This is a genomic window from Streptomyces sp. NPDC040405 (genome assembly GCF_055595765.1).
In genome coordinates this window covers 654,825-679,059 of record NZ_JBVIVI010000001.1, presented here as the reverse complement: position 1 = coordinate 679,059, position 24,235 = coordinate 654,825, and the positions used below count along the sequence as shown (strand labels likewise).

The 24,235-nt window shown below is 73.0% G+C and carries 8 protein-coding genes and 1 pseudogene; 5 read left to right on the top strand and 4 right to left on the bottom strand.

Annotated features, from left to right (window positions below; translation table 11 throughout):
* Positions 1 to 205: 205 nt before the first annotated feature.
* Positions 206 to 3,043: a helix-turn-helix transcriptional regulator gene (locus tag ACZ59A_RS02895; protein WP_470952657.1), complete on the top strand. Its 2,838-nt coding sequence runs from the start codon at positions 206 to 208 to the stop codon at positions 3,041 to 3,043.
* 90 nt (positions 3,044 to 3,133) lie between these two features.
* Here the strand turns inward: ACZ59A_RS02895 and ACZ59A_RS02890 are convergent, their stop codons facing one another.
* Genes ACZ59A_RS02890 through ACZ59A_RS02880 form a run of 3 tightly spaced genes read right to left on the bottom strand, consistent with a single transcriptional unit; the run spans position 3,134 to position 6,107 of the window.
* Positions 3,134 to 3,829 (bottom strand): HAD-IA family hydrolase, encoded by a 696-nt coding sequence (locus tag ACZ59A_RS02890; protein WP_470952654.1) that lies wholly within the window; start codon positions 3,827 to 3,829, stop codon positions 3,134 to 3,136.
* Complete coding sequence (locus ACZ59A_RS02885) at positions 3,826 to 4,944, bottom strand: Gfo/Idh/MocA family protein (RefSeq protein WP_470952652.1); 1,119 nt, start codon at positions 4,942 to 4,944, stop codon at positions 3,826 to 3,828. Before ACZ59A_RS02885 ends, ACZ59A_RS02890 begins: the two co-directional genes overlap by 4 nt.
* Positions 4,941 to 6,107 carry a DegT/DnrJ/EryC1/StrS family aminotransferase gene (locus ACZ59A_RS02880; RefSeq protein WP_470952649.1) on the bottom strand — a complete coding sequence of 389 codons (1,167 nt, stop codon included), beginning with the start codon at positions 6,105 to 6,107 and terminating at the stop codon, positions 4,941 to 4,943. Before ACZ59A_RS02880 ends, ACZ59A_RS02885 begins: the two co-directional genes overlap by 4 nt.
* Positions 6,108 to 6,330: 223 nt before the next feature.
* On the opposite strand from ACZ59A_RS02880, the gene ACZ59A_RS02875 reads away from it, so the two are divergent.
* Together ACZ59A_RS02875 and ACZ59A_RS02870 are read left to right on the top strand one after the other, a co-directional pair.
* On the top strand, positions 6,331 to 6,765 hold the full coding sequence (locus tag ACZ59A_RS02875; RefSeq protein WP_468056110.1) for a type II 3-dehydroquinate dehydratase: 435 nt from the start codon (positions 6,331 to 6,333) through the stop codon (positions 6,763 to 6,765).
* Entirely contained in the window at positions 6,762 to 7,688 is a 927-nt protein-coding gene (locus ACZ59A_RS02870; protein ID WP_470954613.1) for an ROK family protein, read from the top strand. Before ACZ59A_RS02875 ends, ACZ59A_RS02870 begins: the two co-directional genes overlap by 4 nt.
* A gap of 11 nt (positions 7,689 to 7,699) precedes the next feature.
* On the opposite strand, the gene ACZ59A_RS02865 is transcribed toward ACZ59A_RS02870, so the two are convergent.
* Positions 7,700 to 8,767: a 3-dehydroquinate synthase family protein gene (locus ACZ59A_RS02865; protein ID WP_470952646.1), complete on the bottom strand. Its 1,068-nt coding sequence runs from the start codon at positions 8,765 to 8,767 to the stop codon at positions 7,700 to 7,702.
* A 236-nt stretch (positions 8,768 to 9,003) separates the two neighbouring features.
* Here ACZ59A_RS02865 and ACZ59A_RS02860 point away from each other — a divergent pair, with 236 nt between their 5' ends.
* Together ACZ59A_RS02860 and ACZ59A_RS02855 are read left to right on the top strand one after the other, a co-directional pair.
* Positions 9,004 to 18,570, top strand: a complete 9,567-nt coding sequence (locus ACZ59A_RS02860; RefSeq protein WP_470952643.1) for an SDR family NAD(P)-dependent oxidoreductase — start codon at positions 9,004 to 9,006, stop codon at positions 18,568 to 18,570.
* A 73-nt stretch (positions 18,571 to 18,643) separates the two neighbouring features.
* Positions 18,644 to 24,229, top strand: a pseudogene (locus ACZ59A_RS02855) (type I polyketide synthase); the annotation flags it as partial.
* Positions 24,230 to 24,235 lie beyond the last annotated feature (6 nt).

Below are 24,235 nucleotides of genomic sequence, written 5' to 3'. Positions count from 1 at the left end.
GGGGAGCCGCGGCGATGCCGGGGGCGCGGCGACGTGAACCCCGGCCCTTCGTGCCGTGGACCAATTCGCGCCATGGGTCATTCACACCCTGGTGCGTGGGGGCCACATGGTGCAAGACGTTGCCCAGTACTTGGTGATCGAAACTAGGGAGATTTGACCTACTGGATTCATATCATCGAGTCCGGAATGAATCAGGAGGTTATGGGTGCTGGTCGAACGAAATGAGCAGCTCATGCGGGTCGATGGCTGGCTCAGGGACTGCGCCATGGGGACGGGCCGGGTCGTCCTGCTGGAGGGGGCCATCGGCTTCGGGAAGACCGCGATTCTGCGCGAGGTCGCTGACCGTGCGGCGGGGACGGACATCGTCTCGCTGACGGCCACGTGCTCTCCGGGAGAGCGTGATCTGCCCTTCGGCGTTCTCAGCCAGTTGTTCGACAGCCCCGGCCTGCCGCCCGGTCTGCGCCAGCGGGCGGCAACGGTACTGCGCGAACTCATGGTCTCCGCGGCCACGTACTCCATGCGGGAGGCCGTGGACCGCAACCGGGCGCAGATCCACTACGACCTGCTGGGCCCGCTCTTCGACCTGTCGGCCGACACCCCGATCGTGGCGTCGGTCGACGACATCGGACACGCGGACGAGGCGTCCCGGCAGTGTCTGCTGCATCTGGTCCGACGGCTCGGTTCGGCGCGCATGCTCCTTCTGCTCGCCGAACAGCCCGAGCCGAGGGCGGCGCACTCGCCCTTCCACGCGGAAATCGTCCGGCAGCCCCACACCGTCCGGCTTCCGCTGGCGCGGCTGACCCTCGCGGGTGTGCGCGAAGTGCTCCAGCGGAAGCACACGGAGGCGATGGACGAAACCGTCGCCGAGCGCTTTCACGACCTCAGCGGTGGCAATCCGCTGCTGCTCCACGCGCTGATCGAGGACGAGGCCGAGGGCGGCGCCGGTCCTCAACGCGCTTACGGCCGGGCCCTGTTGGGCTGCCTCTACCGCAGCGATCCGGTGATGCTGTCCGTGGCCCGGGCCATGGCGGTCCACGGCGACGACGTCTGGCCCGAGGATCTCGTCACGCTGCTCGACGGCGACGGCGACGGCGACGGCGACGGCGACGGCGACACCGAGGGCGGAGCCGACGGCAACAGCGACACCGATGCCACCACCGTCGCACGCGCCCTGCAGGTCATGGCCGAGACCGGGATGCTCCGGGACGGCCGGTTCCGGCATCCCGCCATCGCCCGCACCGTACTCGACGACCTGCCCGCCCCGGACCGGGCGCGCCTGCACCATCGCTGCGCCCAGTTGCTGCACGGCCGGGGCGCCCCGCCGGTCGTCGTCGCCCGCCATCTCCTGCGGGCGGGCGACGTCCGGGACCCGTGGGCGACGGCCCTGTTGCTGGAGGCGGCGGGGCACGCGTCGCTCCACGGCGAGGTGCGCCTGACGGTGGACTGCCTGGAGCTGGCCCGGCGATCGAGCCCGGACGAGAAGGCCCGTACGGCGATCCGGGCCAAGCTCGCCCAGGCCGAATGGCAGCTCAACCCGTCCGCCTCCGCCCGCCACCTCACCGCGCTGACGGCCGCGGCGAGGGGCGGCGGGCTCGGCCTCGGGGACACGGTCTCCCTCATACGCCAGCTCCTGTGGCTGGACCGCGCGCAGGAGGCGGGCGACCTGCTGGGCCTCGTACGGGACACCGCGCGCGAGCCCTCCGGTGAGGTCGCGGACGAGGTGCGGGACCTGGAGATGTGGCTGGCCTGTTCGTATCCGCCGCTCGCGGGCCGGCTCCACGGCGGCGCCGTACCGGCCGGTCCGCAGAGCACCCCGACGGCCAAGGGGGCGGACCCGGGGCTGCGTACGGTCGCCGTCTTATCGAGCGGCCTCATCCACCGGCACAGCCATGACACGCGGGAGCGGACCACCCGGGCACTGGGCCAGTCGGATCTGAACTACGACTCCCCCTGGGCGGAGGAGTCCACTCTGCTCGCCCTGCTCAGCCTGGTCTACGGCGGCGAACTGAGCGCCGCCGCGGCACGCTGCCACAACGCCGACGGCAGGCGCGACACCACCTCCACGCCGACCCGGCAGGCCATCTACGCCGCGGTGGAGGCGGAGATCGCGCTGCGCAAGGGGGATCTGCCGACCGCGGCGGAACAGGCCCAGGCGGCGCTGGATCTGGTGTCCGCCCGGGGGTGGGGCACCGCTGTCGGGCTTCCGCTCGGCTGTCTGATCCTGGCGCACACCAGGATGGGCAACCTGGAGACGGCTGCCGAACTGGTGAGCCAGTCCTTCCCGGTGACCCTGTTCCAGAGCCGCTACGGGCTGCACTATCTGCAGGCGCGGGGCCACTACTACCTCGCCACCGACCGCACTCACGCCGCCCTCGCCGACTTCCTCACCTGCGGTGAACTCATGCGCGGCTGGGGCCTGGACCTGCCCGGCATCGTGCCGTGGCGCACCAGCGCGGCGGAGGCGTGGCTGCGGCAGAACAACCGCGACCAGGCCAAGCGGCTGGTCAAGGATCAGCTCGCGCTGCCGGGTGTCAACGACACCGTCACCCGCGCGCTGTCGCTGCGGCTGCTGGCCACCTTCAGCTCGCCCGGTCAGCGGCCCAAGCTGCTCAGCGAGGCCGCCGACATCGTCGAGGCGGCCGGTGACACCTTCGAACTGGCCAGGGCCCTCGCCGATCTGGGCCGCGCCCACCACACCCTGGGCAGGCACCGCCGTTCGCGCATGGTCATGCGCCGGGCGTGGCATGTGGCGAACATGTGCAAGGCGGCGCCGCTGTGCCAGGAGCTCCTTCCCGACATGCGGGGTTACGACGAGCGCGCCGAGCCGGAGCTGACATCGGCGATCGCCTCCCTCACCAACTCGGAACGGCGTATCGCCTCCCTGGCGGTGATGGGATACACCAACCGCGAGATCGCGGAGAAGTTCTTCATCACCCCCAGCACGGTCGAGCAGCACCTCACCCGGGTCTACCGCAAGCTCGACATCAAGAGCAGGCGGGGGCTGCCGGACTGCCTGCGGGCCGATCTCGCCAAACGCGCCTGAGAGCGGGGCCGTCAGGCGCCGGACATCGCAGTGCCGGGGCGGTGTACGCACACCGCCCCGCCACGCGGGGACCCTGAGAGGGAGCCGGCCTTACGGAACCGCCACCACCGGGCACAGCTCCAGCAGTTCGGCCGGTTTCCGCAGCACCACGTCGGGCTCCGCGGCGAGCAGCGTCTCCTCCTCCGTCTCACCCCACAGCGCGGCCACGGCGGTGACCCCGGCGCCGCGCGCGCTGGCCAGGTCGGTGACCGCGTCGCCGACCATCACGGTCCGGTCGGGCCGTGCGTCCAGCACCTCCATCGCCTTCAGCACGATGTCCGGCGCGGGCTTGGGGCGGTCCACCTCGTCCGAGCCGAGGACGATGTCGAACAGCGGGAGGATGCCGAGCTGTTCGAGCAGCGAACGTGCCCGGGGGCCGCTCTTCCCGGTGGCCACGGCGAGCCCCAGCCCGCGGTCGCGCAGCTCCGACAGCAGCTCGGGCACACCGTCGAACATCTCCACGCGGTGGGCGAGCCGGTAGCTCTCGCGGACGAACGGAGCCTCCATCTCCAGCGGCAGGCCCATGATGCGCATGATGTCGGGGAAGTAGCGCCCCAGGTGCCGGTTGTACTCCTCGAAGGGCGGCTCGCCCTCGCCGACGACCTCGGCGTAGGCGAGGGTGAACGCCTCGCGCATCACCGCGAAGCTGTTGACGAGCACCCCGTCGAGGTCGAAGACCACCGAGGTGACCGGGGTGGCGGCCGCGTCGAAGGGCGGTCGGCCGTGGCTGTTCGGTTCGCTGCTCATATGTACTCCCGCTGCCGGGGCTCCCGGGCGACCCGGGCCGAGGTGTAGACCCGCTCGATGGCACCGATGGTCCGCCGGACCTCCTCGATCGCGCGGCCCCGCTCCGCCGGATCGGCCAGCAGCGCGGGAAGCGCGTCGAGCTGCCGGTCGTACTCCGTGCCGATCGGCTCGGTGTGCACGGCCACCGGGCGGGTGCTGCCGTCGACGGTGCGGGTCAGGGTCGAGCGCTCCAGACGGTTCGGGCTGAACCCGAAGGTGCAGTGCAGCGTCGCGCTGCCCCCGCTGCCGTCGATCGTGATCCGGGTGGTGTCGAGCGCCTCGTGCGACGCCCAGCTCGCGTGCAGGACGACCGAACGGCCGTCCTCGGTGATGAGGAATCCGCGCGCGGTGTCCTCGACGTCGGTGTCGCCCGAGCGGGCCGCGCTGCCGTCCTCGCCGCGCCACGCGGCTCCCGAGGACGTCTGGGTGATGAAGTCGGAGGACACGGTGCCCACGGCATGCCGGAACGTGGTGGAACCGAGCAGCGGAACCGCGATGTCGAACAGGTGCCAGCCCAGGTCGACCAGCGCCCCGCCGCCCGCCAGCGCCCGCTGGGTGAACCAGCCGCCCCGGTCGGGTACGCCGCGTGAGCGCACCCAGGCCAGCTCGATGTGGCGGATGTGGCCCAGCCGGGCGCCGATTTGATACAGCGCGCGCACATCGGCGCGGTACCGGGCCGCGCTGCCCGCCAGCAGGACCGCGCCGCCGGAGCGCTCCGCGTCGGCCAGCCGCTCGGCCTCCTCGGACGTCAGGCACACCGGCTTCTCCAGGAACACCGGGATGCCCTTGGCCAGCAGTTCGGCGGCCACGGCGCAGTGCAGATGGTTGGGCACCGCCACCACGGCCAGGTCCACCGTGGCGGGGTCGATGTCGTGGACCGCGGCCAGCAGCGGCAGTTCCGCTCCGGCCGGCGTCGCGGCGATGGCCGCGCGGCTGCGCTCGTCGGGATCCACCGCGGCGGTCACCGTGAAGGCGGCGTGGCGGGTGAGCCGGGGCAGCCAGATCGAACCGGCCGCCCAGCCGAGCCCGACCACCGCGGTCCGGATCGGCCGCTCGCGATACGAAGGGACGCTCATGCGCTCGCGAGTACGTCGGCGACGACGGCGGCCACTTCGTGCATCTGCTCCTCGCTGCCCAGCAGCACCCGGTGGTGCAGCCACACGCAGTCCCGGGTCAGCGCCTCGGAGTGCGGGCAGCGGCGGGCGAGTTCGTCCACCGACAGCTCCGGGGCGGCGACCTCCCAGAAGGCGTCCGTACGGTAGACGGCGCGGAAGGCCACGAACGCGGGCAGCCCGCGCTCGATGAGCGTGTCCACCACCTCGGCGCGCCGCTCCTCGGTGATGCCCGGGATCCGGAACATGGCCATGTAGTGCGGATTGCGGTCGCCGCGGTCGTCGGTCGACTGCGGCACGACACCGGGGATCTCGGCGAGCAGCCGGCTCAGCACCGGCCAGCGTGCCTCACGCGTGGTGATCTGGTCCTCCAGCCGGGCGAGCTGGGCGCGCAGCACCGACGCGGAGAACTCGTTCATCCGGAAGTTGGAGCCCGAGGTGCGGTGGTGGTAGCCGCGGTCCGTGCGCGGACGCCCGCAGCTGTGCCGTACGAAGCCCTTCTCGTACAGCTCGGCGGTGGGGAACAGCACGGCGCCGCCCTCCCCGGCGGTCATCAGTTTCCCGTTCTGGAAGCTGAACGCCGCGACCGAGCCCAGCTCACCGACCTTCTTGCCGCGCCACTGGGCACCGTGCGCGTGGGCCGCGTCCTGCACCAGCGGCACGCCCGAGTCGGCGGACAGCTTGTCCAGCGCGTCCATGTCGCACATCTGACCGGCCATGTGCACCGGCATGATGGCGCGGGTCTTCGGGCCGATGGCCGCCTCGACGGCCGCGGGGTCGATGCAGTAGGTGTCCGGGTCGACGTCCACGGGGACGGCCACCGCGCCGAGCCGCTGCGCGGCCTGCGAGGACGAGATGAAGGTGAACGCGGGAACGATGACCTCGGTGTCGGCGCCGACGCCCAGCACCTCCAGGGCGAGTTCCAGCGCATGCGTTCCGTTGGTGACCGCGAGCGCGTGCTCGCCGCCGTGGGCCGCGGCGAACTCGGCCTCGAAGGCGTCCACCTCACCGCCCCCGATGCGCCACCACTGCCCCTGGTCCAGGGCCCGGATCAGACCGACCCGCTCCTCGTCGCCGAACTGCGGCCACGCCGGGAGCTCTGATCCCAGTCGCACACCATTACCCATGATTTCCCTACTCCTTTTGCGTTATGGAAACGCCCCCGGTGGTTGCAATAGCACGCTAACCGGCGCCAGGGGAATCGTCATTCCCCTGAGGACCCCCCTATGGCCCCCCTTACAATCCTGCTCGGTCATTTTCTCGCCTCGCCTCCACGGCCGCCGTGCTACAAATGGCCACGGCCACGTTTAGCTGCTGTAATTCAGCCAACCCCACCTGGTGAGGTACGCATTGAGTAGGCTGCTGTTGGTGAACGGACCGAATCTCGGCATACTCGGAACACGTCAGCCCGAGATCTACGGCACCGACACCCTTGAGGACATCGAGCGCTGGGTCGGCGAAGAGGTCGCGGACCGCGGCTGGAAAGTGGATTCCTTCCAGTTCGACGGTGAAGCCGAGATCATCCGAACCATTCAGGGGAACTACGACACGGTCGGCGCCATCATCAATCCGGCCGCCCTGATGATGGCCGGATGGGGACTCAGGGACGCCCTCGCCAACTATCCGAGGCCATGGATAGAGGTGCATCTGTCGAACGTCTGGGCGCGCGAGCAGTTCCGCCACGAGTCGGTGACGGGTCCGCTGGCCGCGGGCGTCATCTTCGGGCTCGGCGCACTGGGGTACCGGCTCGCCGCCCGAGCCCTGCTGGAAAAGGTGCCGGACTGAGTGTCCGCTACCGGAGGAAGGTAGCCATCAGTTATCTGGGAATCGACGTCGGCGGCACCAAGGTGGCGCTGCGGCTCGAAAACGACGACCTGAGCATCGCCGAGTCCGCCTTCCCCTGGCCCGCCACCGGCGACGCCGGGCCTGACCTGGAGCTGTTGGCGCACCACGTCAGGGGGCTGTCCGGCGGCCACCCCGAGCGGCTCACCGGCGTCGGCGTCGCCATGCCCGCCACCCTCGACGCCACCGGCACGGTCCTCGCCTGGCCCAGCCGCCCCGCGTGGGCCGGAGTGGACCTGCGCGGCGCGCTGTCCGCGCTGTTCGGCGACGTCGAGGTGAGCTGCGCCGACGACGGCGATCTGGCCGCGCTCGCCGAAGCGCACGAAGCGGGCTGCCCCGACCTGCTCTACCTCGGGGTCGGCACCGGTATCGGCGGGGGCATCGTGCTGAACGGCGCTCCCCTCCCCGGTGTGGGCCGCGGCTCCTGTGAGGTCGGCCACCTGGTCGTGGACCGCGACGGGCCGCCATGCGACTGCGGCCGCCGCGGCTGCGTCCAGGCGGTGGCCTCGGGCCCGGCCACGCTGCGCCGGGCGGGCCGACGGCGCGGCGGAGAGGTGACGTTCACCGGGCTGCGCGACGCCGTGGGGCGGGGGGAGCGGTGGGCCCTGACGACGCTGGGGGAGAGCTGCACGGCCCTGGCGGCGGCCGTGACCGGCGTATCCGAACTGCTCAGCCCCTCGCTCGTGCTGATCGGCGGGGGCTTCGCGGCGGCGATGCCGGACCTGGTGACGATGGTGGCCGAGCGGACGGCGGCGCTGGAGCGGCCGGGGCATCCGCTGCCGCCGGTCCGCCCGGCGCGGCTGGGCGGACTGTCCTCCCTGCACGGCGCCGTCCTGCTGGCCAAGGGACTACCGGGCCCGGCCTGACCCCTGCCGCCTCACGCGGTGTCCCGATCCATGGTGTCCCGGTCGGCGGTGTCCCGGTCCATGGTGGCGAGCGCCGCGGCGACCGTCTCCTCGGCGAGTCCGGAGACCAGCTCCGGACCGCCGGGCCCGTCCAGGACGAAGGTGAGCCCGTCCGTCGCCTTCTTGTCCAGCCGCATCACGTCGATCAGTCGCCCCGGGTCGACGTCGGCGGGCAGCGCGTACGGCAGCCCGTAGCCCCGCACCACCTCCAGGTGCTCCGCCGCCCGCGCCTCGTCGATCCGGCCCAGGGCCAGGGCGAGACGTCCGGCGAAAACCGTCCCTATCGCCACCCCCTCCCCGTGCCGCAGTCGGAAATTCGTGACGATTTCCAGCGCATGGCCCAGGGTGTGGCCGTAATTGAGCACATGGCGCAGTCCGGAGTCCCGCTCGTCCGCGGAAACCACCGACGCCTTGAGCGCCACACTCGCCGCTATTTGCTCCGGCAGCGTGAGCCCGCGCAGGTCACCGGCGCCGATGAAGTGACAGCGGGCGATCTCCCCGTAACCGTTGAGCATTTCCGCCGCCGGCAGCGTCCGCAGATAGTCGGTGTCGCACAGCACGGCGGCGGGCTGCCAGTAGGCGCCCACCAGATTCTTCCCGTCGGGGAGGTTCACCGCCGTCTTCCCGCCGACGCTGGCGTCCACCTGGGCCAGCAGCGAGGTCGGCAGATGCACCACCGGGACGCCCCGGTGATACAGGGCCGCGGCCAGTCCGACGACATCGGTCGTGGTGCCACCGCCGCAGGATACGACCGCGTCCGACCGGGTCAGGCCGAAGCGGACGAACTCGCGGCACAGTTCTTCCACCGTCGACAGCGTCTTGTCCGTCTCGCCGTCGCGGGCGGGCAATACCACCGAGGGCACCCCGGGATCGGGCAGCCAGTCCTCCGGCCGGGCGGAAACCACCGCCACACGCTGCGCGCCGAGCCCCGCGATCACCTCGGACAGCGAATTCCGGACACCCGGCCCAATGTCGACGGGATAGGAACGGTCGCCGAGTTCCACGGTGACGCGGGTATGCGGACGATCGGACGTCGTCATGCGCTGTCAGCCCTCCATGAGCGATGCCGGGAATTCCCCGTCGCCGAATCTAGTGCCGGTGCACCGGGGCCATCCAAGACCCCCGGGCATTACCTGCATCACTCATCAAGTTAGGGATGACATAGGGGGGTGATCAGGGGGTAATTCGGGGCCTGCCGTGACGAGACTGGAGCGGGTGAGGCGCCCTTCTGCCACCGCGGCATGCCCGTCTCTTATCCGTCCGGAGGGATAACGACATGTTGCGCACGGAGCTGATCCGCCCGCTGCACGAGCTGCTCGTTACGCAGGCCCGGCGCTTCGGCGACAAACCGGCCTACCGCGATGCCCGAACCAGCGTGAGCTACCGGGAATTGGAGCTGCGCACCCGCAGGCTGGCCGGACACCTCGCCGAACTGCGCCTCCAGCCCGGCGACCGGGCCGCGATATGCCTCGGCAACCGCGTCGAGACGGTGGAGAGCTACTACGCCATCGCCAGGGCCGGTGCGGTCGGCGTACCGGTCAACCCCCGCAGCACCGACGCCGAGCTGGCCCATCTGCTCGACGACAGCGGCGCCCGAGTGATCATCACCGATCACGCCCACGCCGGGCAGCTCGGCCGACTGCTGCCCCGGCGACCGCATCTGACGGTGGTGCTGGTCCACGACGAGACCGCCCCCGCCACACCGTCCGGCTTCCTGCCCTACGGGACCCTCACCACCACCGACCCCGCCACCCCCGCCCGGGACGACCTCGGCCTGGACGACCTGGCGTGGATGCTCTACACCTCAGGGACCACCGGCAAGCCCAAGGGCGTGCTGTCCACCCAGCGCAACTGCCTGTGGTCGGTCGCCGCCTGCTACGTGCCCGTGCCGGGGCTCGGCCCCGAGGACCGCGTGGTGTGGCCGCTGCCCCTGTTCCACAGCCTGTCCCATATCGCCTGTGTGCTCTCGGTAGCCTCCGTCGGCGCCACCGCCCGCATCGTCGACGGGCTCTCCGCCGAGGACGTCCTGCGCGCCCTGAAGGAGGAGCGGGCCACCCTCCTCGCCGGGGTCCCCACCCTGCTGCACTATCTGCTCGACGCCGCGCGCGACCACGGCTTCACCGCGCCCGACCTGCGGGTGGCGCTGGTCGGCGGCGCCGTGACCACCGCCGCGCTCCGCCGCTCGTTCGAGGAGGTCTTCGGCGTCCCGCTGATCGACGCCTACGGATCCACCGAGACCTGCGGCTCGATCACCGTCAACTGGCCCGTCGGTGCCCGGGTGGAGGGCTCGTGCGGGCTTCCGGTGCCCGGGCTCGGCGTACGGCTCGTCGACCCCGAGCGCGGCGTGGACGTCGCCGACGGGGCGGAGGGCGAGGTGTGGGTGCGCGGCCCGAGCGTCATGTCGGGCTACCACAACCAGCCCGAGGCCACCGCCGCCGCCCTGAAGGACGGCTGGTACCACACCGGCGACCTGGCCCGCCGTGACGAGGCCGGGTACTTCACCATCACCGGCCGCATCAAGGAACTCATCATCCGCGCGGGCGAGAACATCCACCCCGGCGAGGTGGAAGAGGCCGTCCGGGCGATCCCGGGCGTGGCCGACATCGCGGTGGTGGGGAAGCCGCACGATCTGCTCGGCGAGGTCCCGGTGGCGTTCGTGGTGCCCGGGCCCCAGGGGATCGACACCCAGCGGCTGTTCACCGCGTGGCGCGACCGGCTGTCGTACTTCAAGGTGCCGGAGGAGCTGTACGAGATCGACGCGATCCCCCGGACCGCGTCGGGCAAGATCACCCGCCATAAGCTGCTGGAGGTCCGCGCCCGGCTGCGCGCGTCCAGCAGCGGCCACCACGACAGCCTGTTCCGGCTCGACTGGATTCCGCGCACCCCCCTGTCGCCCACGGCGGAACCGCCGCACCGCTGGGCGCTGGTCGGGGGATCCCTGGCCGGGGGACCGGACCCGCTCGGCGGCCCGGCCGCGCAGCTGGACGCCGAGGGCGTGGCGTACGACGTCCACCCCCACCTGGCGGCCGCGCGCGCCGCGCTGGCGGAGGCGGCGGACGGCACGCTGCCCGAGGTGCTGCTGCTGGACCTGACCGGCGGCCCCGCCCACCCCGACCCGGCCACGCGACGCGCCGCCGAAACCGCCGCCGAACTGGAGTCGTGGCTCGCCGACGACCGGCTCAGCTCCGTGCGGCTGGCCGTCGTCACCCGCCACGCGGTGGCCACCGGCGGACACGAGGACGTCACCGACCTCACGGCCGCACCCCTGTGGGGCCTGGTCCGCTCGCTGCAGACCCGGCACCCCGGCCGCATCGCGCTGATCGACCTCGACGCGGACGGCCCGACCGGCACGGCATCGCTGGCGACCGCCGTGGCCTGCGACGAACCGCAGCTCGCGGTGCGCTCCGGCGTCGTCCTGCTGCCCCGGCTCGCCCGGGTGTCGCTGGACCCCGACGAGGTGTCCGCGCCGCCCCTCGACCCCGAGGGCACCGTGGTCGTCAGCGGATCGGCCACCGTGCCGGGCGCCGCCGTCACCCGCCACTTGGTGGCCGCGCACGGAGCACGCCACCTGCTGCTCCTCACCGCACCCGGCCCCGGGGGCGAGGCGGCCGAAGACCTCCGCGCCGAGCTGACCGGTCTCGGCGCCCGGGTGGCCGTGGCCGTCTGCGACCTCACGGACCGCGCCGCCCTGCGGACCGCCCTGGACGCCGCGCGGCCACCCCTCACGGCCGTGGTGCACGCGGCCGGGCCCGAGGCCGCCGTGGCCGGTGCGCTCGCCCTGCACGAGCTGACCCGCGACCGCGAACTGTCCCTGTTCCTGACGCTCTCCTCCGCCACCGGCACCCTCGGCGCCACCGGAGACCACCGGGACGCCGCCGCCACGAGCGCCACGCTCGACGCGCTGGCACACCACCGCCGCGCACACGGCCTGCCCGCCCTGTCCCTGGGCTGGGGCCCGTGGCAGGGCGCACCTGTCGACGGTGCCGTACCGCCCGGTGGGGCCGTACCGCCCGGCGCGGGAGCGCTCGCCGAGCAGCAGGCGCTCGTCGCGTTCGACGCCGCCTGCGCGAGGAACGAAGCGGCGTTCGTCGCGCTGAAGCTCGACCACGCCGCGCTGCGCGACGGCCCGGTCCCCGCCGTACTGCGCGGCCTGATCGACGCCCCCGCCCGGCCCGGCGCGCCCGGCGACACCGCCGGGTCCGCCCTGCGCGAGCGGATCGCCGCGCTCCCCGAGGCCGAACGGACCACCGCGCTGCTCGCGATGGTGCGCGCGGAAGCCGCCGTGGTGCTCGAACTCCCGGCGGCGGACCGGATCGACGCCGAACGGGCCTTCAGCGAGCTGGGGTTCACCTCGGCCACCGCCGTCCGGCTGCGCGACCGGCTGCGGTCGGCCACCGGGCTCGGCCTGCCCGCCACCCTGGCGTTCGACCACCCCACCCCCCTCGCCCTGGCGCGTCGGCTGCGCGCGGAGCTGTTCGGCGAGCACACCGCCGCACCGGCCGCCACCCGGCCCGCCACGTCTCTCGCGGACGAGCCCATCGCGATCGTGGGCATGGGGTGCCGTCTGCCGGGCGGGGTGGCCTCGCCCGAGGATCTGTGGCGGCTGGTGTCCGAGGGTGTGGACGGGATCTCGGAGTTTCCGGCGGACCGTGGCTGGGATCTGGCGGGGCTGTACGACCCGGATCCGGACGTGGCAGGGACGTCGTATGTGCGCGAGGGCGGCTTCCTCGACGACGCGGCGGGCTTCGACGCGGAGTTCTTCGGGATCAGCCCGCGCGAGGCCGTGGCGATGGACCCGCAGCAGCGGCTGCTGCTGGAAACCTCGTGGGAGGTCTTCGAACGGGCGGGAATCGACCCCGCGACGCTGCGCGGCAGCCACACCGGCGTGTTCGCCGGGGTGATGTACCACGACTACACCTCGGGTGTGCACCGGCCGTCCAAGGAGATCGAGGGCTACCTCGGTGTCGGTGGCGCGGGCAGCGTGGTGTCCGGCCGGGTGTCGTACACCTTCGGTTTCGAGGGCCCGGCCGTGACGGTGGACACCGCGTGTTCGTCGTCGCTGGTGGCGATCCACCTGGCGGCGCAGGCCCTGCGCTCGGGTGAATGCACGCTGGCGCTGGCCGGTGGCGTCGCGGTGATGGCCACACCGGGGAGCTTCATCGAGTTCTCGCGGCAGCGCGGCCTGGCCGTGGACGGCCGCTGCAAGGCGTTCGCGGACGCCGCCGACGGCACGGGCTGGTCCGAGGGCGTCGGCCTGCTGCTGCTGGAGCGGCTGTCGGACGCCCGGCGCCATGGCCACGAAGTACTGGCGGTCGTACGGGGATCCGCGCTGAACCAGGACGGTGCGTCGAATGGTCTGACGGCGCCGAACGGTCCGTCGCAGCAGCGGGTGATCCGGCAGGCCCTCGCCAACGCCGGGCTGGACCCCGCCGACGTCGATGCCGTGGAGGCGCACGGTACGGGTACGTCGCTGGGCGATCCGATCGAGGCGCAGGCTCTGCTGGCGACGTACGGGCAGGAGCGGGCCGAGGACCGGCCCCTGTGGCTGGGGTCGTTGAAGTCGAACATCGGCCACGCGCAGGCGGCTGCCGGTGTGGCCGGGGTCATCAAGATGGTCGAGGCGATGCGGCACGGGGTGCTGCCGAAGACGCTGCATGTGGATGCGCCGACCTCGGCGGTGGACTGGTCGGCGGGTGCGGTGGAGCTGCTGACGGAATCGCGTGCGTGGCCGGAGACGGAGCGTCCGCGCCGGGCCGGGGTGTCCTCGTTCGGCATCAGCGGCACCAACGCCCATGTGATCCTCGAACAGCCCGAAGTGGCCTCGGAGGGCGAGCGGGTGGTGCCGGAGGGCGCGGTGCCGCTGGTGCTGTCCGCGAAGTCGCCGGAGGCGCTGACCGCCCAGGCCGAACGCCTGGCGTCCTTCCTGGCCGATCACCCCGCCGCCGAACTCGCCGACGTCGGAGCGTCGCTGGCCGCACGGCCGGAGTTCGGCCACCGTGGCGTGGCGGTGGCCGCGTCCCGGGACGAGGCGCTGGCCGCCCTCGCCGCGTTCCACGACGAGCACTCGCCCGCCACCCCCGGTGACGGGCGGCTCGCCGTCGTCTTCCCCGGCCAGGGCTCCCAGCGCGTGGGCATGGGGCGGCGGCTGTACGCCGCGTACCCCGTCTTCGCCGCCGCCTTCGACCAGGTGTGCGCCGCCCTGGACGCCCGGCTCGGACGCTCCCTGCGCGACGTGGTGTTCGCGGAGCCGGACACCCCCGAAGCCGCGCTGCTGGACCAGACGCGATGCACCCAGGCGGCCCTCTTCGCCGTCGAGGTGGCCCTCTACCGCCTGGTCGAATCCTGGGGCGTACGGCCGGACTTCGTCGCCGGACACTCCATCGGCGAGCTGGCCGCCGCCCATGTGGCGGGCCTGTGGTCCCTGGAGGACGCCGCGACTCTGGTGGCGGCCCGTGGCACGCTTATGCAGGAACTGCCCCCGGGCGGAGCCATGGTGGCCATCCAGGCCACCGAGGACGAGATCACCCCGGAACTGTCCGACCGGGTGGCCATCGCGGCGGTCAACGGGCCGGACTCCGTGGTGATCTCCGGCGACGAGCGGGCGGTGACCGATCTCGCGGCCGGATTCGCGGCCCGCGGCCACAAGACCAAGCGGCTCCGGGTGTCCCACGCCTTCCACTCGCCGCTGATGGACCCCATGCTGGACGCGTTCGCCGACGTCGCCCGGGCCTTGCGCTACACCGCGCCCACCCTCCCCGTCGTGTCCAACCTGACCGGCACGGTCATCGAGCCCGAGCGGCTGTGCACCCCCGAGTACTGGGTGGACCACGTACGCGCCACCGTACGCTTCGCCGCCGGAATGGCCACCCTGGGCGAGCAGGGCGTGACCACCGTCCTGGAACTCGGCCCCGGCGCGGCGCTGACCGCCATGGCCCAGGAGTACCTGCCCTCCGGGACCGAGTGCGTGGCGAGCCTGCGCGAGGACCGGCCGGAGCCCCACGCCGTGCTCACGGCCGTCGCCCGGGCGTATACGCGCGGCGCCCACGTGGACTGGCGGGCGGTGTTCGCGGACACCGGCGCACACCGCGTCGACCTGCCCACCTACGCCTTCCGGCACCAGCGCTACTGGCTGGACACCGGCGGTTTCGCGGGCGACATGAGCGCGGCGGGCATCAGCCCCGCCGAGCACCCGTTGCTCACCGCCACCGTCCAGCTCCCCGACTCCGGCGGTGTGGTGTGCACCGGGCGGCTGTCCCTGGTCACCCACTCCTGGCTCGCCGACCACGCCGTCTCGGGAACCGTTCTGCTGCCCGGCACCGCGCTCGTCGAGCTCGCCGTACGCGCGGGTGACGAGGTCGGCGCGGACCGCCTGCGCGAACTCGTCATGGAAGCGCCCCTGCCGCTGCCCGACACCGGCGCCGTGGACATACGCGTCTGCGTCGGCGGCCCGGACGACACCGGCGACCGTCCGGTGGGCGTGTACTCCCGTCCCGCCGACGCGGACCCCGCGGCCGCCGCGTGGACCCGGCACGCCACCGGCGCCCTGATGGCGGCGGCACCGGACGCCGGGCCCGGCCTCACCGCGTGGCCCCCGGCGGACGCCGAGCCCCGCCCGGTGACCGACTTCTACCCCGAACGGCTCGCCGCCGGGTACGCGTACGGCCCGGTGTTCCAGGGCGTACGAGCGGTGTGGACCCGCGGCAAAGAGGTGTTCGCCGAGGTCGCCCTCGACGAGGAACACCACGACGACGCCCGGCGCTTCGGCCTCCACCCCGCCCTCTTCGACGCCGCGCTGCACCTCAGCGCCTTCGGCGCCATCGCCGAACCCGAGGGCGAGGAGCGCCTGCTGCCCTTCGCCTGGACCGGGGTACGGCTGCACGCCTCCGGCGCGTCGGCCCTCCGCGTCCAGCTGGAACCGGTCGGCGGCGACGCGGTGTCGCTGCGGATCGCCGACCGGACCGGCGCCCCGGTCGCCACCGTCGACGCGCTCGTACTCCGCCCCGTGGCGGCCGAACGGCTGCGCCCGGCGGAGGCGGCACCCCTCCACGACGCGCTGTTCCGCACCGCGTGGACACCGCTGCCCACCGAGGCGGGGGCCCTCGACGCCCTGCCCACCGACGCTCCGCCCACCGAAGCGCGACCCGGCGGTCTTGAGGCGGCCCAGATCGTCGAAGCCGTCGCCGAGGGACCGGACACCGCCCACGCCCACGCGCTGACCTCGCGCGTCCTCGCCGAACTCCAGGCGTTCCTCGCCAAACCGGAGGACGACACGGCCCGGCTGGTCGTGCTCACCCGCGGCGCGGTCGCCGTACGCGACGGCGAGACGGCGGACCCGGCCGCGGCGGCGGTCTGGGGCCTGGTGCGCTCCGCCCAGTCCGAGAACCCGGGCCGGATCGTCCTGGCCGACCTCGACCAGGACCCCGCCTCGCGCACCGCGCTCTCCACGGCGCTCGCCACCGGGGAACCCCAACTCGCCGTACGCGAGGGCGAGGCAGCCGCGCCCCGGCTGGTCAGGGCCACCGCCGAGGGACTCGCCCTCCCCGACGACACCCTCCCCACCGGCACCCGCGCCTGGCACCTGGACACCACCGAGCCCGGCACGCTCGACCATCTGGCCCTGGTGTCCGCCGACCCGGTGGACAGCCTCCCCGAAGGCCACGTCCGCGTGGGCGTCCGCGCCGCGGGCATGAACTTCCGGGACGTCCTCATCGCGCTCGGCATGTACCCCGGCAGCGCCGCCATCGGCGGCGAAGGCGCCGGAGTCGTCCTGGATACCGGGCCCGGAGTGACCGGACTGGCCCCCGGCGACCGCGTGATGGGCCTCTTCCCCGGCCGGGCCTTCGGCCCCGAGGCCGTCGCCGATCACCGCACCCTCGTCCGTATCCCCGCGGGCTGGACCTTCCCGCAGGCCGCGGCCACCCCCATCGCCTTCCTCACCGCCTACTACGGACTGCACGACCTGGCCGCCGTCCAGCCCGGGGAAGCGGTCCTCGTCCACGCCGCGGCAGGCGGCGTCGGCATGGCGGCCGTCCAGGTGGCCCGCCACCTCGGCGCCGAGGTGTACGGCACGGCGAGCCCCGGCAAGTGGCGGACACTGCGGGCCACCGGTCTTGACGACCACCACATCGCCAACTCCCGCACCCTCACCTTCGAGCGGGAATTCCTCGACGCCACCCAGGGCCGAGGGGTGGACGTCGTACTCGACGCCCTGGCCGGGGAATTCGTGGACGCCTCGCTGCGCCTGCTGCCCCGCGGCGGCCGGTTCCTGGAGATGGGCAAGACCGACATCCGCGACGCCGCCGACGTGGCCGAGCGCCACCCCGACGTCGCCTACCGCGCCTTCGACCTCGCCGAAGCCGGACCCGAGCGCATCGGGCAGATGCTCGCCGAGCTGGTGGCACTCTTCGACAACGGCACCCTGACCCCGCTTCCCCTGACCGCCTGGGACGTACGCCACGCCCCGGACGCCTTCCGCCACCTCAGCCAGGCACGCCACACCGGCAAAGCCGTCCTCACCGTGCCCCGCCGCCCGGACCCCGACGGCACCGCGCTCATCACCGGCGGCACCGGCACCCTGGGCGCCCTGCTGGCCCGCCACCTGGTCACCGCGTACGGAGTCCGCAACCTGCTGCTCACCAGCAGGCGGGGCCCCGACGCACCCGGCGCGGCGGAACTCCGGGCCGAACTGACCGGGCTCGGCGCCACCGTCCGCATCGAGGCGTGCGACGCCGCCGACCGCGACGCGCTGGCCCGCCTGCTGGCGTCCCTCCCCGCCGACTCCCCGCTGACCTGCGTGGTGCACACCGCGGGCGTCGTCGACGACGGAGTGGTCCCCGCGCTCACCCCCGAGCGCATCGCGGGCGTGTTCCGGCCGAAGGCCGACGCCGCGCTCCATCTGCACGAGCTGACCCGCGATCTGGACCTCGCCGCGTTCGTCCTCTTCTCCTCGGCCGCGGGCGTCCTCGGCAACCCCGGCCAGGCCAACTACGCCGCCGCGAACGCCTTCCTCGACGCCCTCGCACGGCAGCGCCGCGCCCAGGGCCTGCCCGCCGTCTCCCTCGCCTGGGGCTTCTGGTCGCTGGCCAGCGAGATGACCAGCGGGCTGACCGAGGCCGACCTTCAGCGCACCCGGCGCGACGGCATGGTGGGCCTGACCGCGGACGAGGGAACGGCCCTGTTCGACGCGGCGCTCCTGGGCGACGACGCGGCCGTGGTGCCCGCCCGGCTCGATCTGACGGCGCTCCGCGGCCACGCCGAGCACGGCGAACTGCATCCGCTGCTGCGCGGCCTGGTACGCCCCCCGCGCCGCGCGGCGCGCGCGGGCGCGCCCACCGGCCGGAGCCTCGCCGAGCGGCTGGCCACGCTCCCCGCCGAGGAGTGGGCGGACCACGTGCTGGAGGTGGTGCGGAAGGAGGCCGCCACCGTACTCGGCCACCGGGACCCGGAGCTGATCGTGCCCGACCGCGCGTTCAAGGACGCCGGATTCGACTCGCTGACCGCGGTGGAACTGCGCAACCGCCTCGGCCGGGCCTCCGGTCTGCGGCTGCCCGCGACCGCGGTCTTCGACTACCCGGCCCCGACCCTGCTCGCCGGATATCTGCGTCAGGAGCTGTCCCAGGACACCGACCCGGTCGCGTCCACCCTGGACTCGCTGGAGGCGACGGTGGCCGCCCTCCTCACCCAGGACCTCACCGATGCCCGGATCAGCACCCGGCTGCGCGTCCTGGGCGCGCGGCTCAACGAGGCCGCGGCCGAGACGAACGGCACCGACGCGGACCAGCTCGCCTCGGCCACGGCGGACGACGTCTACGCCTTCATCGACAACGAACTCGGGCTCGCCTGACCCGCCGCCCTACGGACATACGAGACGAGGAACCATGACGAACGAAGACAAGTCCCTCGCTTACCTCAAGCGGGTCTCGACCGAGCTGCAGAAGACCCGTGAGCGGCTGCGCGAGGCCGAGAGCGCACGGACGGAACCCATCGCGATCGTGGCGATGGGGTGCCGTCTGCCGGGCGGGGTGGCCTCGCCCGAGGATCTGTGGCGGCTGGTGTCCGAGGGTGTGGACGGGATCTCGGAGTTTCCGGCGGACCGTGGCTGGGATCTGGCGGGGCTGTACGACCCGGACCCGGACGCGTCGGGGACCTCGTACGTACGGGAGGGCGGCTTCCTCGACGACGTCGCCGGGTTCGACGCCGGGTTCTTCGGGATCAGCCCGCGTGAGGTGCTGGCGATGGACCCGCAGCAGCGGCTGCTGCTGGAGACGTCGTGGGAGGTCTTCGAACGGGCCGGGATCGACCCCACCGGGCTGCCCGACCGCCACGTCGGAGTGTTCGCCGGTGTCGCCGGTCAGGAGTACGCGCCGCGCATGGGCACGGGATCCGAGGAGATCGAGGGCTATGTGCTGACCGGTGGCGCGGGCAGCGTGGTGTCCGGCCGGGTGTCGTACACCCTCGGTTTCGAGGGCCCGGCGGTGACGGTGGACACCGCGTGTTCGTCGTCGCTGGTCGCGATGCATCTCGCGGCGCAGGCCCTGCGCTCGGGCGAGTGCACGCTGGCGCTGGCCGGTGGCGTGTGCGTGATGTCCACGCCGGGGAGCTTCATCGAGTTCTCGCGGCAGCGCGGCCTGGCCGTGGACGGCCGCTGCAAGGCGTTCGCGGACGCCGCCGACGGCACGGGCTGGTCCGAGGGTGTCGGTCTGCTGCTGCTGGAGCGGCTGTCGGACGCGCGGGCGAACGGCCACCAGGTGCTGGCTGTGATGCGGGGTTCCGCGGTGAACCAGGACGGCGCGTCGAATGGTTTGACGGCGCCGAACGGCCCCGCACAGCAGCGGGTGATTCGTCAGGCGTTGGCGAACGCGCGGTTGTCGGCGGTGGATGTCGATGTGGTGGAGGCGCACGGTACGGGTACGTCGCTGGGCGATCCGATCGAGGCGCAGGCTCTGCTGGCGACGTACGGGCAGGAGCGGGCCGAGGACCGGCCCCTGTGGCTGGGGTCGTTGAAGTCGAACATCGGGCATGCGCAGGCGGCTGCCGGTGTGGCCGGGGTCATCAAGATGGTCGAGGCGATGCGGCACGGGGTGCTGCCGAAGACGCTGCATGTGGATGCGCCTACGTCGGCGGTGGACTGGTCGGCGGGCGCGGTGGAGCTGCTGACGGAATCGCGTGCGTGGCCGGAGACGGGCCGTGCGCGCCGGGCCGGGGTGTCCTCGTTCGGCATCAGCGGCACCAACGCCCATGTGATCCTCGAACAGCCCGAGGCGGCGGCGGAGGACGAGCGGGTGGTGCCGGGCGGCGTGGTGCCGCTGGTGCTGTCGGCGAAGTCGCCGGAGGCGTTGAGCGCGCAGGCCGGGCGTCTGGTGTCTTTCCTGGCCGCGAACCCCGCCGTTGAGCTTTCCGATGTGGGGGCGTCGTTGGTGGCGCGTTCGGGTTTCGAGTGCCGTGGTGTGGTGGTGGCGGGTTCGTGCGGTGAGGCTGCGAGCGGGTTGTCGGGACTGGCGGGCGCGGGCGTGAGCGCGGGTTCCGGGGATGTGGTGTTCGTGTTCCCCGGGCAGGGGGCGCAGTGGGTGGGTATGGCGGCGGAGTTGTTGGGGGAGTCGGAGGTTTTCGCGGGGTGGATGGAGCGGTGTGCCGAGGCCCTGGCGCCGTTTGTGGGGTGGTCTTTGTTCGATGTGCTGGGCGACGAGGACGCGTTGGAGCGGGTGGATGTGGTCCAGCCGGTTCTGTGGGCGGTGATGGTGTCGCTGGCGGGGCTGTGGCGGTCGTTCGGAGTCGAGCCGGTGGGTGTGGTGGGGCATTCGCAGGGCGAGATCGCGGCGGCCTGTGTGGCGGGTGGGCTGTCGTTGGAGGACGGTGCGCTGGTGGTGGCGCGGCGGAGCCAGGTGATCGCTTCGCGGCTGGCCGGGGGCGGGGGAATGGTGTCGGTGGCGCTGCCGTCGGATGTGGTGGCGGAGCGGTTGGGCGAGGGGCTGTCGGTGGCGGCGGTGAACGGTCCGTCGTCGACGGTGGTCGCGGGCGAGGTGGGCCCGCTGGAGGCTTTGGTGGAGGTTCTGGAGTCGGAGGGGGTGCGGGTCCGGCGGATTCCGGTGGATTACGCGTCGCATTCGGTTCAGGTGGAGCAGATCGAGGCCGAATTGCTGGAGGTGCTGGGTTCGGTGCGCCCGGTGTCCTCGTCGGTTCCGTTCCATTCGACGGTGACGGGCGAAGTGCTGGATACCGCTGAACTCGATGCGGGGTATTGGTATCGGAATTTGCGGCAGCCGGTGTTGCTGGGGGATGTGACCGGTGCGCTGTTGAAGAGCGGGCGTCGGGTATTCGCCGAGATGAGCCCGCATCCGGTGCTCGGATTCGTACTGGGCGAGTCGGTGGACGCGGCGGGCGTGGACGGCGTCGTGGTGGGGTCGCTGCGGCGTGACGAGGGTGGGCTGCGGCGTTTCCTGTCCTCGGTGGGTGAGGCGTACGCGGCGGGTGTGGACGTGGACTGGACGGCCGCGTTCGACCAGTCCAGCACCCGGCATGTCACCCTGCCCACCTACCCCTTCCAGCACGAGCGCTACTGGCTGCGGGCCGAGCGTCCGACGGGCGATGTGGCGACCGCGGGGCTGTCCGCACCGGACCACCCCCTGCTGGGCGCGGCAGTGGAGCTGCCCGGCTCCCACGCCCTTGTTCTCACGGGGCGTTGGTCCACCCGTACGCACCCCTGGCTGGCCGACCACGCGGTGTGGGGCACGGCCCTCCTGCCCGGCACCGGCTTCGTGGACCTGGTCCTCCGCGCGGGCCACGAGGTCGACTGCGGCGTCATCGAGGAACTGGTGATCGAGGCGCCCCTGATCCTGCCGCCGGACGGCGACATCCAGGTGCGCGTCGAGGTCGGCGGGGTGGACGAGACCGGCCGCCGGGCCGTGTCCGTGTTCTCCCGGCCCGAGTCCGGGACGGTGGCGGAGGGGGCCCACGCGGAGTGGACCTGCCACGCCAGCGGCACCCTGGTGGCCGAGAGCCCGGAGCCCGCCGAGCCGCCGGCGGCCTGGCCACCGGCCGGGGCCACCGCCGTACCGCTGGACGTCGGCACGGTGTACGAGCGACTGGCGGAGCGGGGATACGAGTACGGGCCCGCGTTCCAGGGGCTGCGCGCGGTGTGGACCCGCGGCGAGGAAATCTTCGCCGAGGTGGCCCTGCCGGAGCAGCAGCGGGAGGACGCGGCCCGGTTCGCCCTGCACCCCGCGCTCCTCGACGCGTCGCTGCACGCCCCGCTGATCTACGGCACCGGCCTTCCCCGCCTGCCCTTCTCCTGGAACGGCGTCACGCTGTGGGCGCACGGCGCCGCACGGCTGCGCGCGCACTTCGTACCCCAGGGCGACGACGTGTGGCAGGTGACCGTCACGGACCAGAGCGGCATGCCCGTCGCGCGGATCGACGCGCTCATCGGGCGCCAGGTCACACCGGAACAGCTCGCCGAAGCCCGGCTGGCGCGCCAGAACCACGCGTCCGGTCTCGACAGCCTGGCGTACCGGACCGGCTGGGTCCAGGCCGAGGTGCCCGACGCCCCCTCGACCACCGGCACCTGGCTGGTCGCGGCTCCCGCCGCGCACGCGGACGACGATGTCGTACGGGCGAGCCTGGCCGCGCTGAGCGAGCACGGCGCGCAGCCCCTCCTGCTGCCGGTGGCCGACACCGACCGTGCGGCGCTCGCCCAGCGGATCGGTGAACTCGCCGAGGGGCACGACCTCGCGGGCGTACTGTCGCTGCTCGCCCTGGACGAGACCGCGCTCCCCGACCGGCCGGGCGTCACCCGAGGACTCGCCGCCACGCTCACCCTGGTCCAGGCGCTGGGCGACGCGGCGATCGACGCACCCCTGTGGTCCGCCACCCAGGGCGCGGTGACCACGGGCGCGGTGACCACCGATGCCTTGACCATCGACGCCACCGACCCGGTACGGTGCCCGGCCCAGGCCGCGCACTGGGGCCTCGGCCAGGTGGCCGCGCTGGAACACCCCGCGCGCTGGGGCGGACTGGTCGACCTCCCCGCGAAGCTCGACGCCCCGGCGTGTGCGCGGCTGGCCACCGTGCTGGGCGGGGGCTGCGAGGGCGAGGACCAGTTCGCGCTGCGCGAGGACGGGGTGTTCGTACGCCGCCTGGAGCGGGCGCGGCTCGACCGCTCCGCGGACGAGCCCGCGTGGCGGCCCTCGGGCACGGTCCTCATCACCGGCGGTACGGGAGCACTCGGCGCCCATGTCGCGAAGTGGCTCGCGGGGAAGGGCGCCGAACACCTCGTACTCGTCAGCCGTCGCGGCGCGGACAGCCCCGGTGCCACCGACCTCCAGGCCGAACTCGCCGCGATGGGCGCCCGCGTGACCCTCGGCGCCTGCGATGTGGCGGACCGGCAGGCGCTCGCGGAACTCCTGGCGCGGCTGGAGGCCGACGGGGACAAGGTCCGGGCCGTGGTGCACGCCGCCGGAGTCAACGGCTTCGGCGCACTTGCCGACACCACCGTGGCGGAGTTCGCCGACATCGTGTCCGCGAAGGCCGCCGGGGCCGCACACCTCGACGAACTGCTCGACGGGCACTCCCTCGACGCGTTCGTGCTGTTCTCCTCGATCGCCGGAGTGTGGGGGAGCGGCAGCCAAAGCGCCTACTCCGCCGGAAACGCCTACCTGGACGCCCTCGCCCAGTACCGGCGCGGCCTCGGCAAGCCCGCCACCTCGGTGGCCTGGGGAGCCTGGGCGGGCGGTGGCATGGTCGATGCCACCTCGGCGCCACAGCTGCGCCGTCAGGGCATCGGCCCGGTACCGCCCGAGCCGATGCTCTCCGCGCTGGAGCAGCTGCTGACCGGCGGCGAGACCACGATGACCGTCGCCAGCATCGACTGGAAGAAGTTCGTCCCGGCCTTCGTCTCCGCCCGGCCGAGCGCGCTGCTCCAGGGCCTGCCCGAGGCCCGCCGCATCGTCGCCGCCGAGGCCAGGGCCCGGCGCACCGATCTCGCCACGGCCGACTCGCTCCGCCGACGACTCGCCGGGCTCACCGAGGACGAGCAGGCGGCCACCCTGCTGGACCTGGTGCGGGCGGAGGCCGCGGTGGTGCTCGGACACACCGGCGTGCAGGCCATCGAGCCGGGCCGGGCCTTCCAGGAACTGGGGCTCGACTCGCTCACGGCCGTAGAACTGCGCAACAAGCTGTCCGCGGCCACCGGGATGCGGCTGCCCGCCACCCTGCTCTTCGACCACCCGACGCCGGAAGTCCTGGTGCGCCATCTGCGGGAAGGGCTGGTCCCGGAGAGCGGTCCCGCTGTCCACCACGCGGTGACCGAGGCGGAGAAGCTGGCGGCCGCGCTCGCCTCGGTGGCCGACGACCCCGCCGTGCGCGGCCGGGTCACCACGATCCTGCAGGCCCTCGCGGCCAAGTGGAGCCCGGACTCAACGGCCGGAGGCGAGAGCGACGACGATCTCGCGTCGGTGAGCGACGACGAGGTCTTCGACATCATCGACAACGAATTCAGTATTTCCTGACGAATT